General features: G+C 59.6%; 7 protein-coding genes. 3 read left to right on the plus strand and 4 right to left on the minus strand.

Annotated features, from left to right (window positions below):
• Positions 1-341 precede the first annotated feature (341 nt).
• Genes RB2501_RS13915 through RB2501_RS13925 form a run of 3 tightly spaced genes read right to left on the minus strand, consistent with a single transcriptional unit; the run spans position 342 to position 6,139 of the window.
• Entirely contained in the window at positions 342-3,011 is a 2,670-nt protein-coding gene (locus tag RB2501_RS13915) for a DUF7133 domain-containing protein (protein ID WP_015755495.1), read from the minus strand.
• Between the two features lie 8 nt (positions 3,012-3,019).
• Complete coding sequence (locus RB2501_RS13920; RefSeq protein WP_015755497.1) at positions 3,020-4,357, minus strand: GntP family permease; 1,338 nt, start codon at positions 4,355-4,357, stop codon at positions 3,020-3,022.
• A gap of 30 nt (positions 4,358-4,387) precedes the next feature.
• On the minus strand, positions 4,388-6,139 hold the full coding sequence (locus RB2501_RS13925; protein ID WP_015755498.1) for an IlvD/Edd family dehydratase: 1,752 nt from the start codon (positions 6,137-6,139) through the stop codon (positions 4,388-4,390).
• 190 nt (positions 6,140-6,329) lie between these two features.
• Between RB2501_RS13925 and RB2501_RS13930 the strand changes: the two genes are divergently transcribed.
• Genes RB2501_RS13930 through RB2501_RS13940 form a run of 3 tightly spaced genes read left to right on the plus strand, consistent with a single transcriptional unit; the run spans position 6,330 to position 9,020 of the window.
• Positions 6,330-7,076: an SDR family NAD(P)-dependent oxidoreductase gene (locus tag RB2501_RS13930; RefSeq protein ID WP_041327293.1), complete on the plus strand. Its 747-nt coding sequence runs from the start codon at positions 6,330-6,332 to the stop codon at positions 7,074-7,076.
• Between the two features lie 44 nt (positions 7,077-7,120).
• Entirely contained in the window at positions 7,121-8,188 is a 1,068-nt protein-coding gene (locus tag RB2501_RS13935; protein WP_041327294.1) for a sugar phosphate isomerase/epimerase family protein, read from the plus strand.
• Between the two features lie 46 nt (positions 8,189-8,234).
• Positions 8,235-9,020, plus strand: coding sequence for an SDR family NAD(P)-dependent oxidoreductase (locus RB2501_RS13940; protein ID WP_015755501.1), 786 nt, complete (start codon positions 8,235-8,237; stop codon positions 9,018-9,020).
• 132 nt (positions 9,021-9,152) lie between these two features.
• Here the strand turns inward: RB2501_RS13940 and RB2501_RS13945 are convergent, their stop codons facing one another.
• Positions 9,153-17,672 (minus strand): T9SS type B sorting domain-containing protein, encoded by an 8,520-nt coding sequence (locus tag RB2501_RS13945; protein ID WP_015755503.1) that lies wholly within the window; start codon positions 17,670-17,672, stop codon positions 9,153-9,155.
• Positions 17,673-17,759: the final 87 nt, after the last annotated feature.

Genomic DNA, 17,759 nt, shown 5'->3' on the forward strand with positions numbered 1-17,759 from the left:
TTTAAGGCCTGGTAATTCGCTGCAATCCCCCGGAGGGCCGGTATTGTAAGGTAAAATTGGAAAGTTCTTTGGAGGTGGGTGAATATGAACCCCATGCGTGTATTCTACCAGGCTGAACTACATCCCGGACCGGGGCCGAGCGAAAAGAAAAAGTCCAGTGGACATTTTCCGCGAGGAGCCAGCCGGCGCGCGGCCTTTGGCTTCTCAAAAACTCAGACCTCGTTGGTAAAAAACGAAAGAAAACCAGCCTGGGATTTCTTTCGGCTTGCAAATATAAAATAATCTTAAGATTTCCCCGGCGTAATCCGGGGTAAAAATATGCGCGCCACATGCGGCCCGCTTCAATCGGAAAGGGAAAATTGCAAGGTGTCCAGTTCCCCGGCCGTCCAGGGCCGGATCTTCCCCTGGGTCCGGAAGCGGATCCCGGTGACCCTCCCCCGGCTGACAGGTTGGTTACTGTGTCCCCAGGCATTGCGGATATAGGTGGCGATTGCCGCGATATCCCGGTCCTGAAGGGTGGAAAAAGAAGGCATACTCGGGAGGATGTCCGGGATGTCATATCGTTTGCCGCCTACCTCAACGGGCCCCTCCATCCCGTGCAACAGGATCATGGCCAATTTATAATCCTCCCCGTTGACCCATTCGGAATCCTTCAGGGGCGGCGCAAACCGGCGCATCCCCTCCCCTTTGGTCCCGTGGCAATTGGCGCACAGGTTCAGGTATTGTTGCCGGCCCAGGGCCATTTGCTCCGGGTCGATTTCAAAGGAAGCGCCGGAGGGTTCGGGTTCAATATCCGGTTTCCCGGGCCAGGTAAACCGATGCTGTAAGGCGGCCACCAGTGGGTCGGTATCCGCGGCTTCAAACAGGGTCGGTTTTTCTGGCAGGGCGATGGCCGGCAGGGAATCGTGCTCCCGGGCATTGAGCATCCCCTGGACCACGGTGCTGCGGAGCCAGTCTCCGGGGGCATCGCGGGCAACGGCCAGCAAATGTCGGATATCCCGGGTTTTTCGGGAATTGACGATTGCGGTGACCAGCATTTCGGCAAATATCTCCTCGTGCTGGACCCCCGGGGAATCGCCCTGGTTGGCGAGCAGTTGTTCGTACAATTCCATTTCCCTTCCTTCCAGGCTGCTCATGGCGACATCCCGGGCCACCGGCAGCTCCCCGTAGTCCTCCAGGAAATGGCGGGTGGCCGGCAGCGCCACATCCGCGGCAAGCGCATCGCCTGCCAGGACCATCTGCATTTGAACGAGGGGCGAAGCCCCGGCGAATTCGGATTGGACAAATCGCCCGACCGCCTCCCGGACGGTGCGGTCTTCCCGGCAAATCGGTTCCAGGATTCGCAGGGCAGCCTGTACCACCACCGGGTGGTTCGAATTAAGCGCCTCCAGGTACACCTCCGGATCGCGCCAGCCCATCCCTTCCAGCGTCCAGAGGGCGTGCAGTTGCCCCAGGGATGACCCCTGATTGGCCATCTCCCTGAGAGCCGTTGCAACCGGGGTTGCGCCTTCAGATAATTTCTTATTCCCGCCACGGGCCTGATTGGCTCCATCCCCGCCCCCGGGAGAATGACCCCAGGCCACCAGCAGCCGCTGGGCCGTATCGCGGGTCCAGCCGTCCGGGCTGTCCAGCATGCCCACCAGGGCAACGGGATCCAGTTGATCCAGCGGAACTTTCGCCCGATTGATTCCCGCGGCACTTTCCCATTCGCTGCCACCCCCGGAATTTTCGCGGGTTATCCGCCAGATCCTGCCCATGTGGATGGGTTGGTCCAGTTTCCGATCCAGGGTGACTTCCCGCAGGTACTCCGTCATATAGGGCCCGTGCTGGATAATCCCCTTGTACATATCCACGACGTACAGGGCACCGTCCGGGCCCGGGGCCAGGGAAATGGGCCGGAACCGCTCGTCCGTGGAGGCCAGGAATTCCCGGTCCGGATAGGTGGGCTGCGCCTCCAGCATAAAGCCGTTTTGGACGATATCATTTTGTTTGATCAGGTTGGCCGTGGGTTCGCAAACAAAGGCATCCCCCCGGTAGGATTCCGGGAGTGCATCCCCCCGGTAGATCAGCGGGCCGCAGGCCGAGGCAAATTCCAGCAGCCTGCCTTCCGCGTCCAGCGTCCCGGGCACATAGCCCCTGTTTACCGCCGTATTGCTCCGGATCGGGAAAATGGTCCGGTCCAGGGTCAGGCCGTGGTCGATGCCGCTGCCCGGTATGTGGTTCGGGTTGTCGTCCAGGCTGTTGGGCGGTACCAGGTCTGCGTGCAGTTGCGACCAGTTGTAATTATATACCAGGCGGCCCGCATTGTCGTGGGCAATGCCCCATTGCCCGCGGAATTCCGTTTCGTCCTTGATCCACTCCCCGCCTTCGCGGCGGTAGCGGTACTGGGATTTTGCGTTGTAGATCCAGTTATCCATACCGCGCCACAACCCGTTGGCGGAGTGTTCGGGCATGCCGCTCCCCCCATAGGCGGAATCCACCAGGGTTTTCCGGTCGGCCACAAAATCCCCATCCAAATCCTCTGCAAACCACAGGGGGATGCTTTCGGCAACCAGTACGCCACCGTCTACCAGGCCCACCGCCCGGGGCAGTACCAGGCTGTCCAGGAATATCGTCCGCCGGTCCATCTGCCCGTCCCTGTCGTCATCGAATAGCACGGATACGCGTCCCACCGGGTCCTGCTCCCCCGTTCCTTCAATATCCTGCATAAAACCCAGCATTTCCACCACCCAGAGGCGGCCCCCGGCGTCGAAGGTGATGGCTACCGGATCCTGCACCAGGGGCTCCGAGGCCACCAGCTCCACGCGGAGCCCCGGGTCTGCGAGCTCAAAGCTTTCCATGGCCTCTTCGGGGCTGAGCGGGGGCGATGGTTCCACCCCCTCCGGATCCGAAGCGCAGGATGTCATTGCCAGGAAAATGCAGGCGCCCGCCAAAACCCACCCGGTTGCCCGGCCCCGGGAGGTGGGCGGGAATTTTACGAGTCGGCTTCCGGGCGGGTTACAAGGCATCATCCATCGGGTTATAAAATAAAAGAAGCTGCAAATACGAGCAGGGCCGCAAAAGTCCCTACCACCAGGGTTCCGAATGTGTACACCCGGTAACCGGTCTTTACGTCAATGCCGGAGAACTGGGTGAGGATCCAGAACCCGCTGTCGTTGGCATGGGACACCACCATGGCACCCGCCCCGATGGCGGAGACCACAAGCGCCTTGTCGATGGCTGTCTCGAAGCCCAGGGACCCGAGCATGGGCGCGATGATGGAGGCTGTGGTAATCAGGGCCACCGTGGAGGAGCCCTGGGCCGTCTTAATGGCGGCGCAGAGCAGGAAGGGCAGCCAGATCCCCAGGTTGGCGGTGGAGAGCGAATCCGCCAGCGTACCGGCTATCCCGCTGTTTTGCAGGATGGTGCCGAAGATCCCGCCGGCGCCCGTAATGAGGATAATATTTGACGCGTCCCCCATGGCCTTGCCGACCCACCCGGAGGTGGAGAGTAGCTTGCGGTCGAATTTTTTGGGCAACAGGAAGGAGATGAGCATCCCGATTAACAAGGCCACCACGGGTTCCCCGATAAAGAGCATCAGGCGTACCCAGGCGGCTCCCTCCTGGCCTTCCGGCAGGTTGAACTCGAGCAGGGACTTGCCCACGATGAGCACAATCGGGACCAGTATCGGCAGGAAGGATTTCAGGGCAGAAGGCGCCTGCTTGATTTTCTCCTGGATTTCCGCCTCGTCTATATCCGGATTTGGATCGATGTAATAGCGTTCGCCCAGTTTTTTGCATAAGATAACCGCCAGTACCAGGGCCAATGCGCCGATTATCAGGCCAACGAGCATCACCAGGCCCACGTCGGCCCCAATAATCCCGGCTGCTGCAATGGGGCCAGGGGTGGGCGGCACCAGTACGTGCGAAATCATCAGCCCGAGGATCAGGGCGGTGGCAGTCCCGACAATGGAGAGTTTAGCCCGCTTGGTCAGGCTCTTGTTCAGCGGGTTCAGGATGATAAAGCCGCTGTCCGCAAATACGGGGATGGAGACGATGAACCCGACGATCCCCATGGCAGCATGTACCCGCTTGCGGCCGATGATCTTCAGGATGATCTCAGCGAGTTTAAAGGCGCCCCCGGAGTGTTCCAAAAAGGCACCGATGATCACCCCCAGCACGATGACGATCCCGATTTTCCCCAGGGTGCCCCCGAACCCGTCATTGATGGACTGGATGACCATTTGCAGGGACATGTCCGAGAACAGGCCGAAAAACAGGGCCGCCCCCAGCAGGGCCAGGAAGGGGTGGACATTGAACTTGGCGGTCATCAGGATGATCAGCACGACGCTGAGCAGCAACAGGAGGATGGCTATCATGTGGTTTGGTATCGTTTGTTATCTATTGGTTTAATGGGATTCCCGGTTGACCTTGTCCCCGGATTTCCCGACGAGGAAATCCAGGTCGGCACCCAGGTGGGCCTGTTGCACGGTGGAGGTATACAATTTGACGTAACCCCGGTCCGTATGGGGTTTCGGGGGCTTCCAGGCCTGCCGGCGTTTCTCCAGTTCCGCGTCGTCCACCTCCAGGTGGAGCGTCCGGTTGGGCACGTCCAGCACAATCGTATCCCCGGTTTCCACCAGGCCCAGCACGCCGCCAATGGAGGATTCGGGCGATACGTGGAGGACCACCGTCCCGTAGGCCGTGCCGCTCATGCGGCCGTCGGAAATGCGCACCATGTCGGTGACGCCTTTCTTGAGGAGTTTGACGGGCAGGTCCATATTGCCCACCTCGGCCATCCCGGGGTAGCCCACCGGGCCGACGCCCTTGAGGACCATGATGCTGTTTTCGTCTATCTCCAGATCCGGGTCGTCTACCCGGGCGTGATACTCTTCAATAGTCTCAAATACCACGGCCCGGCCTTTGTGGGTCATCAGTTTGGGTGTGGCTGCGGAAGGCTTAATCACGGCGCCGTCTTTGCAGAGGTTCCCGTACAACACGGCAATACCCGCGTTCTCCAGGAAGGGTTCCTCCAGGGGGGCGATGACCTCCCGATTGTAGCACTCGGCGTGCTGGTTGTTCTCCCCTAGGGGGTTCCCGTTTACCGTCAGTGCATCCGCGTGCAACTGGTCCCGCAGCTGGTTGATGACCACCGGCAGCCCGCCGGCATCGAAGAAGTCCTCCATCAGGAATTTGCCCGAGGGCATCAAATTCACCAGCAGGGGGATATTGCGGCCCAGGGTATCGAAATCCTTGAGTTCGAGTTTTACCCCGATCCGGTTGGCGATGGCCGTGAGGTGGATGATGAAATTGGTGGAACCGCCGATGGCGGCGTTTAGTTTGATGGCGTTTTCAAAGGCTTCCCGGGTCAGGATTTTTGACAGCCGGAGGTCTTCCCGAACCATCCCGACAATGCGTCGGCCGGACAGTTGGGCAAGGGTGCGTTTCCGGGCATCCACAGCGGGGATTGCAGCGGCCCCCGGCAGGGTGAGCCCCAGGGACTCCACCATACACGCCATGGTCGAGGCCGTCCCCATGGTCATGCAGTGCCCGGCGGAGCGGGCCGAGCAAATCTCTGCCTCTATCTGGTCTTCCTCGGTAAATCCCTGGTTTTTAAACCGGTCTTTTAACGACCACAAAAAGGTGCCGGATCCGATCCGCTCCCCCTTGTATTTCCCGTTGAGCATCGGGCCGCCCGGGACCACTATTGTGGGAAGGTCCACGCTGCAGGCCCCCATTACGGTGGAGGGGGTGGTCTTGTCGCAGCCGGTGAGCAGCACCACCCCGTCCAGCGGGTTGGCCCGGATGGTCTCCTCGGTATCCATACTCGCCAGGTTGCGGAACAACATGGCGGTGGGCCGCATGAGCGTCTCTCCCATACTGGTTACGGGAAACTCAAAGGGTACGCCCCCGGCCTCCAGGATGCCCCGCTTCACATACTCCGCAAATTCCCGCAGGTGGCCGTTGCAGGGGGTCAGTTCCGACCAGGTATTGCAGATCCCGATAACGGGCCGCTTGCGGAAATAATCGTCCGGGTAGCCCTTGTTGCGCAGCCAGGATCGGTGGATGAACCCCTGGATTTCATCTTCGGGGGTAAACCAGTCTTCGCTCCTCAGGGGCTTGCCGGAGGCGTTTTTTTTCTCGTCGGAATCTTTTGCCATTTGCTCGTAATTGGAATTGGTCCGGACGCCATGTCCGATTTGTTTTTTCGTAAATTTTAAACAGTTAAAGTATCATCTTTTTAAAATCCATCAAAATTCTCAACGATATTTGTTATCAACACACTTAAAACTGCGGATTCCACAATGGGGATTTTCTTTTTGTATATTCGGAATCGCACAATTGCTGAACATGGAAACAAAATGGGAGACCAAGCGGGCCCTGATTACGGGGGCCGCCAGCGGCCTCGGGCTCGCACTCGCCAGACGCCTCCTGAACGAGGGGACACACCTGGGTTTGATAGACCATAACCCGGAAGGGCTCACCGCGGAATACCGGGAGACTGCCGGGCGTTTCAAAACGTATGCCCTGGATGTTACTGAGCCCGGGGAGGTTCAAAAGGCCGTGGAGGATTTTGCCGGGCAGGCCGGTGGGATTGACATCCTGGTGAATTGCGCCGGGATTACGGGAAGGACCGGGATAAAAAGCCACGAGGTGGACTTCGGGGATTTTAACCGCGTCCTGGGAGTCAATGTCCTGGGGTCCTTCAATACCTTTAAGGCAGTTGCCCCCTGGATGTTGAAACAGGGTGCGGGCCGGGTGCTGCACGTGGCCAGTATTGCTGGCAAGGACGGGAATGCAGGCATGCTTGCCTATTCGGCTGCGAAGGCGGCCGTCATCGGGATGATCAAGGTACAGGGGAAAGAGTATGCGGAATCGGGAATCCTGATCAACGGCATTGCCCCGGCCGTAATCCGGACGCCCATATTGGAGAGGCAACCCGAGGAGCAGATTCGGTACATGACGGATAAAATCCCGATGAAGCGCTGCGGTACCCTGGAGGAATTTGTGGAAGCCGCCTGCTATATCATCTCGGACCAAAACAGTTTCAGTACCGGGTTTACCTTTGACCTCAGCGGGGGCCGGGCGTTGTATTAACCGCGGCCAAAACCTAACGCGCCGGGCAATTAATTAAACAAACTATGGAACGCAGGACATTTTTAAAACGTACAGCCACTACCGGGATCGCCCTTTCGATGCCCGTTTTCCCGTCGTTTCTGACGGCGGGGTCCGACAACCGGTTTGGGGTGGCCGAGGCGGGCTACTATATGCGCTGGTACCGGGACCTGCCGAGCACGGCCTTCCCGCCATTTGAATCCGCCCTGGAAATGATGGACCACTGCCATGCCCTGGGTTTTGGGGGCGTACAGGTAAACGTCCGGGGCTGGGACCGGGAGATGGTCCGCGAGGTCCGAAACCGGCAGGAGTCCCTGGGGATGTTTGTGGAAGGACAGATCCGCCTGCCCCGGGACGATGCAGATGCGGATCGGTTTGAAAAAGAAATCAGGGCCGGCAAGGACGCCGGGGTGCGAATTTTTCGCACGGTTTGCCTCTCGGGGCGGCGATACGAAAACTTCAGCGACCTGGAGAGCTTTGAAAAGTTTCGCAGGGAATCCCGGGAAGCTATCCGGAGGGCGGAGCCCATTGCGGCGAAGCACCGGGTGAAACTGGCGGTGGAGAACCACAAGGACTGGCGCGCCGGGGAAATGCTGAACCTGCTGTCGGAATTCGACAGCGAATGGATTGGGGTAACCCTGGATACGGGCAACAACATCGCCCTGTTGGAACGGCCGATGGAAGTGGTCGATGCCCTGGCCCCGTATACTTTCTCCGTCCATTTAAAGGATATGGGGGTGGAGGAATACCCGGATGGCTTCCTGCTGTCCGAAGTCCCCCTCGGGGAAGGGTACCTGGATCTCCAGGGGATGATCAACCGGATCCGGAAGGAAAACCCCTCCGTCCGCTTCAACCTTGAAATGATAACGCGCGACCCGCTGGAAGTCCCCTGCCTGACCCCGGGATACTGGGCCACTTTTAACCAGATCGGCCCGGCGGAACTGGCAGAATTCCTGCACCATATCCGCGAGCACGACACGGGCCAACCGCTCCCGCGGGTTTCCGGCTTTTCGGACGACGTCCAACTGGCCCTGGAAGTGGCCAACAACCGGGAATCCCTGGTGAAGGCCCGGGAACTTTACGGCTTTAGCTGAAATACGAAATACACATTTATCAACCCAATTAAATTCAACAACACCAATGGCAGAAACATCCCTACCCGGAATTAAATTATTCGAAATGCACGGCAAGGTCGCACTGATCACCGGAGGTTCCAAAGGCCTGGGGTATGCGATGGGTGCCGGCTTTGCTTCGGCAGGCGCCCATGTGATGCTCGTCAACCGGAACCTGGAAGACGGGCGGGAATCCGCCAGGGAGCTTTCTGAAACCTACGGGGTAACCGCCACGGCCTATTCGGCAGACGTCACAGATCTGCCGGCCCTGGAAAAAGTGGTGGCAGATATTGTCAAAACACACGGCCGCCTGGATGTGCTGGTCAACAGCGCCGGGATCAATATCCGGGGCGCCATCGACGAACTGAGCCCGGAGGAATTCAGTAAGGTGATGCGCGTGAATGTGGACGGTACCTGGAACGCCTCCCGGGCCGTCACCGCGCAAATGAAAAAGCAGGGAAGCGGGAAAATCATCAACATGGCCAGTACGCTGGGCCTGGTAGGCCTGGCCAACCGGACGCCCTATGCCACCAGCAAGGGGGCAGTGGTGCAGATGACGCGCGCCCTCGGGCTGGAGCTCGCCCCGTTCAACATCAATGTGAACGCCATCTGCCCGGGACCCTTCCTCACCGAGATGAACATCCCGATCGCCGAAACCGAGGAGGCGAAAAAATTTATCGTCGGGGCCACGGCCCTCGGCCGCTGGGGGGAGCTGAAGGAAATCCAGGGCGCGGCCCTGTTTTTGGCCAGCGACGCGGCCACCTATATGGTGGGGTCCATGCTTACCGTAGACGGCGGGTGGACCGCAAAATAAACGCCTGCCTGGCCCAGGGCTAAAAAACAGGCCCAATCCAGGTGGCGGCCCCGCCGGGACGGATCCAAAATAAAACCGGCACCCGGGGAAATCCCCCGGATGCCGGCACCAACATGCTCCACATATCGCTGGTTATCTGTACAGGGTAAAATGCCCTACATATTGTTGTTTTTCATTGTCGTTGGCGTTCACCACATACCAGTAATCGCCGGTGGGTAATTCGGTCCCCTCGTAGGTGCCGTCCCAGTTCTTCACCTGATCCAGGATGGCCACCACGCGGCCGTACCGGTCGTAGATCTTGATTTCGATATTCGGGAAGAATTCCCGGTTGCCCGGCGACCATTCGTCATTCATGCCGTCCCCGTCCGGGGTAAAGTAATTCGGCAATTCCACCATGCCCTCAAAGTCGAAAGGGAAACTGATTTCCACCATACAACCCATCTGGTCCACCACCCGGATCCGGACATTCGCGTCGTAATTGATCGTAAACACGTTGTCGCTGCCAAACGAATCCCCGTTAAAGTAGAATTCGTATCCGCCAAACCCGCCGCTGGCTGTAGCCGTGATCTCGTTCGGACCCGTCTGCATGGCATCCAGGGTCAGGGGCTGGTAGTCGTCGATGGTAAATTCCTCAAAGATCGTACACCCGTTTTCGTGGTAGATATACACCGTGTGGTCGCCGGCGGGCAGGTCGCCCCAGCTGCGGACATCCGTGGCCTCTGCCGTGATGGCATCCGTGGGGTCTGCAGGATCCAGCGCAATGAGTACCTCGTCGTACAACCCGCTGTCTGTCAGGGTTACCTCCACGGAATTGTTCGGGAAGATGCCGTCGCAGCCGTAGCGCACGTCCACATTGGCCGTCAGGTCCACCCCAATTTCAATGGGGATGACGATGTTGGCGGTACAGCCGTTGGCGTCCCTCACAAAGACCACATAGGATTCCCCGCCCAGCAGGTTGTCGTAGAACAGCGCATCGTTGCGCACGTAATCCACATCTGCGGAGGAATTCAGGCTGGTCTCGTAGTACGGGATGCCCGATCCGTCCACAAAAGGCGTCCCCCCGGCGATGGTGAGTTGGGCAGAGCCGTCTGCGGCCCCGATACAGGTCTCGTCCGTTGCGGTAAAACTCAGTTCAATAGGCTGGGGTTCCACCACGGAAATGCTCGTGAGCTCACTGCACCCCTCGGCATCCTGTATCAGGATATCGTAAGACCGGCCCGCGCCGGGGGCTCCTTCAAGGTCCGTGAAGGTATATACGCCCGGGGTAGCCGGGTCGCTGAAGAATTCGTTGAAATTCGGGGCGATCGCGAATTGGATCAGGCCTTCCCCCCCGCTGGTCACCTCGATGGTGATGCTGCCGTCTTCTTCTCCGGCACAGGAAACCGGGGTAGCCGAAGCCGAATACACGATGGGTGCCGGCCGCATGATAGTGAGCGGACCCTCCACGTCCCCGCAGGTATTCCCGCTGGTAACCGTTACGTAGTAATCGTTTCCGTCTGTGAGTTGCTCAAAAGTCCCGTCGGGTTGCGGTCCGCGGACTACCACGGCGCCCGGCAGCGGGTTAAACGGATCCGGGCCCGGGTCCCCGCTATACAGGATAAAGCTGTTGTCCCCTACCCCGCCGCTGGCGAAGGATTCAATCCGGCCGTCTATCTCGTTGGCGCAGGAAATGTCGTCCGGCAGGTTCACCACCAGGTCCAGATCCTGGGCGTCGATGAGCGTCAGGCCATTGGCGCGCACCACGTCGCAGACATTGGAGGCATTGACCTTGCGCACGTCGAACTGGTAGAAACCAGGGCCCCCGGAAATCAATACCGAGGTGTTGCCCACCCCCATCGAAATAAACGGGTCGGAAGGCAGGGCCGTCACCGAGCGGTATTCGTATTCAAAGCCCGGTTCCGGGTTCTGGACGCTCAGGCGCATCTCGCCGAGGCCACCGCAACCCGGGGCCCGCACCTGTACCAGGCTCGGGATAATCGGGGGCGGGGGATTTACGAAATAGGGTTCGGTAATACCCACGCAATCGTAGGTGGACGATACTTCAATAGCATACCAGCCCGTGCTGATATACCCTTCGCCCCCTGCACCTGCAAATACCGGGGAATCCTGCAGGCCGCTGCGGGAGAGCTCGTCCAAGATGTCGTTGCTGCCCAGGTAGATGAGCTGGTATTTGTAACCCGCTCCCGGAACGCCCCCTGAAGCACCGGTAAGGGCCGTAAGGGCATCGCCCGTTGCCGGGTCATAGGCTTCGAGGATGGCATTGTTCCCGCCCGGGCAGATCAGTGCCTGGGGTTCCCGGATGCCCACCTGGATGGGCGGAATCGGATTTAGGGTGATATCCACGGTGGCCGTACATCCCTCAACGTCCCGGACTTCCACGCGATAGTCCCCGCTGCCCAGGTTTTCGAAACGGTCCGAAGCGGAATAGGGCGCAACCTCCGCATAGCCGCTCCCGTCGTCGCGGAGCAGGCGGTACTCATACGGGGCAATATCCCAACCGCCGGTTGCAGAAGCCACGATGATGCCCAGGTTGTCGTTACAGGACACGTTGCCTTCCTCCACCGCCACGGGAAGCAGGGGCCCGTTCGGGGCCCGTACGGTGGCCACATTGGATTCGGCCGGGCAGCCCGGGGTATCCTGGGAAACGATGTCCACGATAAAATTGCCCCCCGGCAGGCCGGTGATCCGGGCGGGATCGCCGCTGACATCCGGGAAGTTATTCGTGTCAAAGCTGCCGCTGGCCAGGGCCGGCATGATGCGGTTGCCGCCGCTGTCCACCTGGTAGACCTGGTAATCGTACACCCCGGTGTAGTCCGCAACCTCGATAAAGAGCGCCCCGTCATTTCCGGGCACTGCACAGCGCACCGGGTTTGCCTCGCTGATGGTCACCGCCGGGTAGGTGGGCTCAAAGACCTCGTGGAGGGGGAGCGGATAAGAACAGCCGCCGATATTGTCCGTGATCTCGAGCAGGTACCCGCCGGCCAGGGGCAGGTCCATCAGCACAAAGGAGTCTCCCGGGTTGTTCGTCACCGCAGCCGGGCTGGCCGGACCGCTGACCACGGAAAGGGTGAAATCCGTACTTCCCACCACATCCACGCGGATCCGCTCGTCCGTGGTACACGTCAGGGCTGCCTGCAGGGACAGGGTCGGCACCACATCGGTGGGCGGGTTCAGGGTGGGCAGATCAAAGGTGGCCTGGCACCCGTTGGCGTCGATGGCGTAAATTGTAATATCCTGGGGGGAGCCGTTGTCGACAACCTCAAAGGTCGGGGAACTCTGATAGTTTCCAAACCCGGTAATACTGTACTGGTATCCCGGGGTGCCCGGGTCCACCACGTTGACCGTTACAATCGTCGAACTGTAGCGGTTGGCACCCGGTTCGCAGGCAAAATCCGGGGCGCTGGCCGTGATGGAAAATGCCGGGGGCTCGGAGATTTCGATGTCGTCCTGGCGGGTCTCGCAATTCCGGCTGGTCACCACGGTAACGTCATAGAAGCCGGGTACCAGGCCGGTAAACGACCCGGAACCGTTTTGCTGGACGATGGTGGAAGTCCCCGCCTCGTAAAGCGTATAGGTAATCGGGCTGTCGGCATCCGTGCCCGCCTGCAGGAAGACGTCGATGGCCCCGTCGTTGGCCCCGTTACAGGAAATATCCGTGTCGATCACCGCGCTGATCACGGGCGGGATGGCCGCATCCAGGGTAATCCCGTCCACCAGGAAGAAACAATTGATCACCCCGTCATTCACGATATTGTCTGTAACGAGCACCTCGTAATCGCCCGGGGCATAGCCGGTAAAGACCCCCGTGGTATTGTCGTCAATATAGGCCCCGGCCCCCGTGCGCAGCTCAAAGGTAAAGTCCCCGCTACCGCCCAGGGTGGAAATGGAGATTTCCCCGTCGGCCGCGTTACAGGTCGGTTCCGTGGTAAAGCCGCCGGAGGCGCTCAGGAACTCGTAGACGGTGGCGGTGCCCTGGCTCGTACAGCCGTTGGCGTCTACCACGTCAACCACATAGTCCCCGGGGGTCCCTACCGTATAGGTGTATTCCCACACCCCGCCGTTGAGTACCGGGAACTGCTCGTCCCCGTTAAGCGTAAAACGCGGCGTATCTACCGTCGAAGGGATCTGTACCAGGATATCGAAGGAGGTGACCGTGTTGTCGCACTGGTTCTCCACCACAAAGGTGGGTACGGGCAGGTCCGGTTCCAGGTTGATGATCTGGGCGATGGCAAATGAGGTACATCCCGTAATATCGCGCACATAGACGTCGTAATTCCCAGCCGGCCCGATAAAGGTGGTTGCCGTATCGAAATCTCCCGGCGTGGGCGGTACGCCGGCATCCATGAAAGCAAATTCATAGGGGCCGCCGCCACCCCCGGATCCCTGGACCGTAAACTGGCCAAAGGCATTACAGTTGGCGGGCTCCTGGGCGATGATATCGATATTGGGCGTATTCTGGTCGATGACCACGGCAGTGGCATCTGTACAATTATCGGTAGATTCGGTAACGATCACCTGGTAATTCCCCGGCAGGGTTTCATAGGCTCCGGAATACGTGGGACTTACGTTGGTCGGCGAATCAATGGTGATCCGCGTCCCGTCGTCCGTGTTCAGAAGTTCAATCAGCAGGTCAGAGCCCGGGGTAAACCCGGTAACGTCGTATAATATCTGGCCAAAGCGGTTGGCGTCACAATAACCCGGGGTGCTCGTGGCGGTCACCTCCAGCGGGTTGGGTCCGTCCACGGGCGGGATTTCGTCCAGGTACACACAGCCGGTGCCCAGGTCGGTGACCTCAACGGTGTACGTTACGCCAAATTGCAGGCCGTTGAAGGTATGCCGTCGAGGCGGGCTGTTTACCGGGACCGGCGGGTTCGGGTCGGTAGCCAGGCGGATCTCGAAGGGGCCCACGCCCCCCACGATTTCCACTGTATTGGTAAATCCGCCAGCGGCGCAAACCGGTGCTGCCACCGGATCCGGGACCACATCTACGGTGGTCTGGTCCACGGTCACCGTATCCTCATCCCGGCAACCCAGGGCGTCCAGGGTTACCACCGTATAGATACCCGGGACGATATTCGTAAACGTTTCCGCGGTACTGGAAGTGGGCCCGATCCGGTCCAGTTCCACGCCGAACTGGTCCTGCAGGATATATGTGTAATCGGCGGTTCCCCCGGCCACAGAGGTTACCTGGATATTGCCTTCCACAAGGCCGGCCGAACAGGTAGCCGTCACCGGCGCAACCGTTGCATCCGGCGGGGGCGTGCCGTCCAGGGGAATGGTTACGTCCTGGGGCACGGTTTCGCACCCGCGGGCATCCCGGACGATTACCGTATAGGTCTGGCCGGCGTTCAGGTTGGAAAAGACGGACTGGGAACCGAAGGCCCCGCCGTCAAAGCTGATTTCGTAAGGCGGGATGCCGCTGGTGGCATCCGGGGTAACGGTGACAATGCCGTTGTTGGTCTGCCCGCAGCTCGCAGGAGTCACCGCGATGCTGGCCGGGTCAATATTTACAGGCGGGTTCAGCGTAATCGGGCTGGACACGGCCACGCAACCCCGGTTATCCGTTACCCGGAACACATAATCCCCGGGTACATTCGTGTTGTATACAAAGTTGTTGCTCGCCAGGGGTACCGGGGCGCCGTAGGTAGCCCCGCCATTAGCGCTTACCTCGTACTGCTTGGGCCCGGCCCCGGCCAGGTACCCGCCCGTCACCTGCACGCGGATCCCCCCGTCGGCACCGCCACACGGGATTTCCGCATCGATACTCGTGTTCACCCGCAACTGGGAATTAATCGTCGCGGTGACCGCATCCGTACAATTGTTCCCGTCCACCACTTCGATGGTGTAATTTCCGGGGTTCAGTCCGGTAAATACAGGGCTGGCCTGCAGGGGGCCTCCGTTGATCCGGTACTGGTGGGAAGCCAGGGGGGCCGTCCCCGCTGAGGAGCTCACCGCCAGGGTGGCGCCGGTACCCGGCACATAACAATAATCCGAAGCGCCGGCGTCCAGGGTAAGCGTCGGGGCGTCGATGGGCGTCAGGCTGAAGTTGAAGGTAGCCGTACATCCTTCGGCATCTTCCACCGTGAGGATGTAGTTGCCGCTCTGGGTCAGGTTTCCAAACGTCCGCCCGCTTTTCGGGCCGCTGACAAAGCCGTTGGGCATCTCCAGGCTGTAGCGGTAGGTACCCCAACCGCCACCGGCCGTTGCCACCACCCGTCCCGTATTCCCGTTGGCACAGGTCATGGCGGTTACATTCCCCGACAGGGTCAGCGGGCTGGCCGGCTCCTCGATGGTAATGCTTGCAGTGTCCGTACATCCCGTATCCGCATCCGTAACGGTAATGGTGTAGGTACCGGCCCCGGAAAGCGGCAGGTCTACTTCCGCGTCGTTCTGGGGTGCGCTCTCCGGCCCCCCGTTGATATTATAGGTATAGTTGTTCGTAAACCCGTCGATCAGGAAGGTCCCTGTACCGTCCGCTGCACCGGTACATACGCGGGTATCCCCGCCGGATTTAACCCGGGCGCGGATGGTGCTGATGACTGCGGGGGTAAAGCTCTCCGTATACGTACATCCATTGGCATCCGTAATGCGGAAGGTATAGGCTGTGTTGACGCTCAGACCGGAAAACGTATCGCTCCCGCCGTTATTGACCGAAATGGGGCTGATGACCTCGTAAAGGACAATCGGGGCGTTGCTCGTGGGGGTGAGCTGCACGTCCGAAGTGCCGGCCGCGCAATTGATGGCGCTCTGGGCAAAGGCCAGGTCGGTAGGGGGATCCACATCGGCAATGGTGATGGCCGTCAGTTCCAGGCGGCAGCCGCCGGCATCCCGGATGATGGGCGTATAGGTGCCCGGCGCCAGGTTCGAATAGGTTTCCTGGGTACTGAAATTCACCCCGTCGATACTGAACTCATAGCCGCTCCCGGAACCCCCGGAATACGGTCCCTGGAATTCGATGATCCCCCCGTCCACGCCGCCGGCCCCGTCGCAGAGCCGATCCTGGATCTTGACGGCATTGCCGGTGATGGCCCCTACATTGGTCACCGAGATGGAAGTCGGGATCGTATAGATACAGCTGAAGGCCGCCTGCTGGTACTGCACCTGGATCTGGTTGTAGGTCCCCGTCGGCACGGTGAGTACCGGATTGGCCGACCAGGGGTCGGCGGGATCGGCGCGGAACAAGAGGTTGTACCCCTTGGCGTCGATGATGTTGATGTCGATGCGGGCACCGTTGTTGCAGTCGCCGTCCGTCCCGGAAGCGGTTACGTCCGGGGGGGTGAGTTCCTCCACGCTGGCCGTTGCCGTAGTGGTACAGCCGTTAGCGTCCGTGATAAAGAATTCATAGGTCCCCGCTGCCGTGACGTTGTAGGTAGTCTGCCCGGTGTATGTGCCTCCGGAATTCCCCCCGTCGCTCACCGTAAACGTATACGGGCCGGCCCCGCCGGATGTCCGCACGATGATATCCGCATCGTTGGCCCCGCAAACGGGGTCCGAACTCAGGCTTTCATTCACCTCCGTTGAAGCTGAAAGGGCCACCAGGCCGTCCCCGATAACAATGGGGTTGCCGTTAATGTCCGTGGACTGGCGGGGGGGCGGGATACCGTTCCCCGGGTCGCCCGTACACTGCTGGGTTTCCACCTGTACGCTGTAGGTACCGAAACCAACGGCGGCAAATGTATAGGGGTTGTTCGGGATAAAGGTGGTGAACTCCTGGGGCACGCCTGAAGCGTCCAGGAGCGTGTATTTGAAAGGGCCCGGCACGTTGTTCACCGTTACGGTGATGCTGCCGGTCTCCCCGAAGCACTGGGCATCGGTGAATTCCACATCGATGTCGATCTCCTGTTCCTCGATGACAATGGGTTCGTACGGGTATTCACAGGTGTTCGAAGTATTCTGCAAACGCGCCTTCACCACGTAGGTTCCCGGGTCCAGGCTGCCGAAGATCGGGGAGGTTTGCCAGGGGCCGAACCCCGTGCCGTTGTCGATGCTGAATTCGTAGGCACTCGAGAGGTTGGTGATCTGGATCCGCCCGGGCACCCCGCAGATAAAATCCCGCTTCACATAGGTCTGGGTAATGGTACTTTTCTTAACCTTGAAGTAGTAATAGGAACCCCCGTTGACCCGCACGCGAAATTCCGCCCCGCTGGAGGCCGGAATGGAAGCGGCATTCAGGGTAAGGGTGGAAGCCCCGGAAATCGTCTGCCAGTACGGGTTGCACTCGCTCCCGATAATGGGCGGGCAGTCTTCGTTGACGTCAAAGGTACAGCTCCCACCGGGTACCAGTTGTTGCCATTGATAACTGCTGTGGCTTCCGCTTACCGAAATAATCCGGTCGTCGTAGTCCCCGCAAAGGTTAAACCGCGCAATGGTAAACCCGTTGTCCGCACAGGTAACTTCCTCGTCTGCATTCTGGATAATCGTAGAGAAGAGTGCCGGGGCGGCCGGAGCAGGGAAATCCGTGGTTCCTATTGCAATACTTGCCGCAGGGTCGATGCCGACAACCCCCTGGGGCTGCTGGCTATCGGAAATTACGCTGTCGATACGGGACAAAAATCCTCCCAGGGTACCGCCAGCAATGGCTGAAGAGCTGATGATAGTGGCCACTAGCATCAACAGGGCATACCAGAGATGCCTGTTCTTTTTTGGGAGCATAGGTTAAGTCTTGTGGTCGATACCCGCGATTTGGGAAACGAATAGCGGCCGGGGTAATTATTTATCTTATAAAATCTCTTTAACTTA

The organism is Robiginitalea biformata HTCC2501 (assembly GCF_000024125.1).
Classification (GTDB): domain Bacteria; phylum Bacteroidota; class Bacteroidia; order Flavobacteriales; family Flavobacteriaceae; genus Robiginitalea; species Robiginitalea biformata.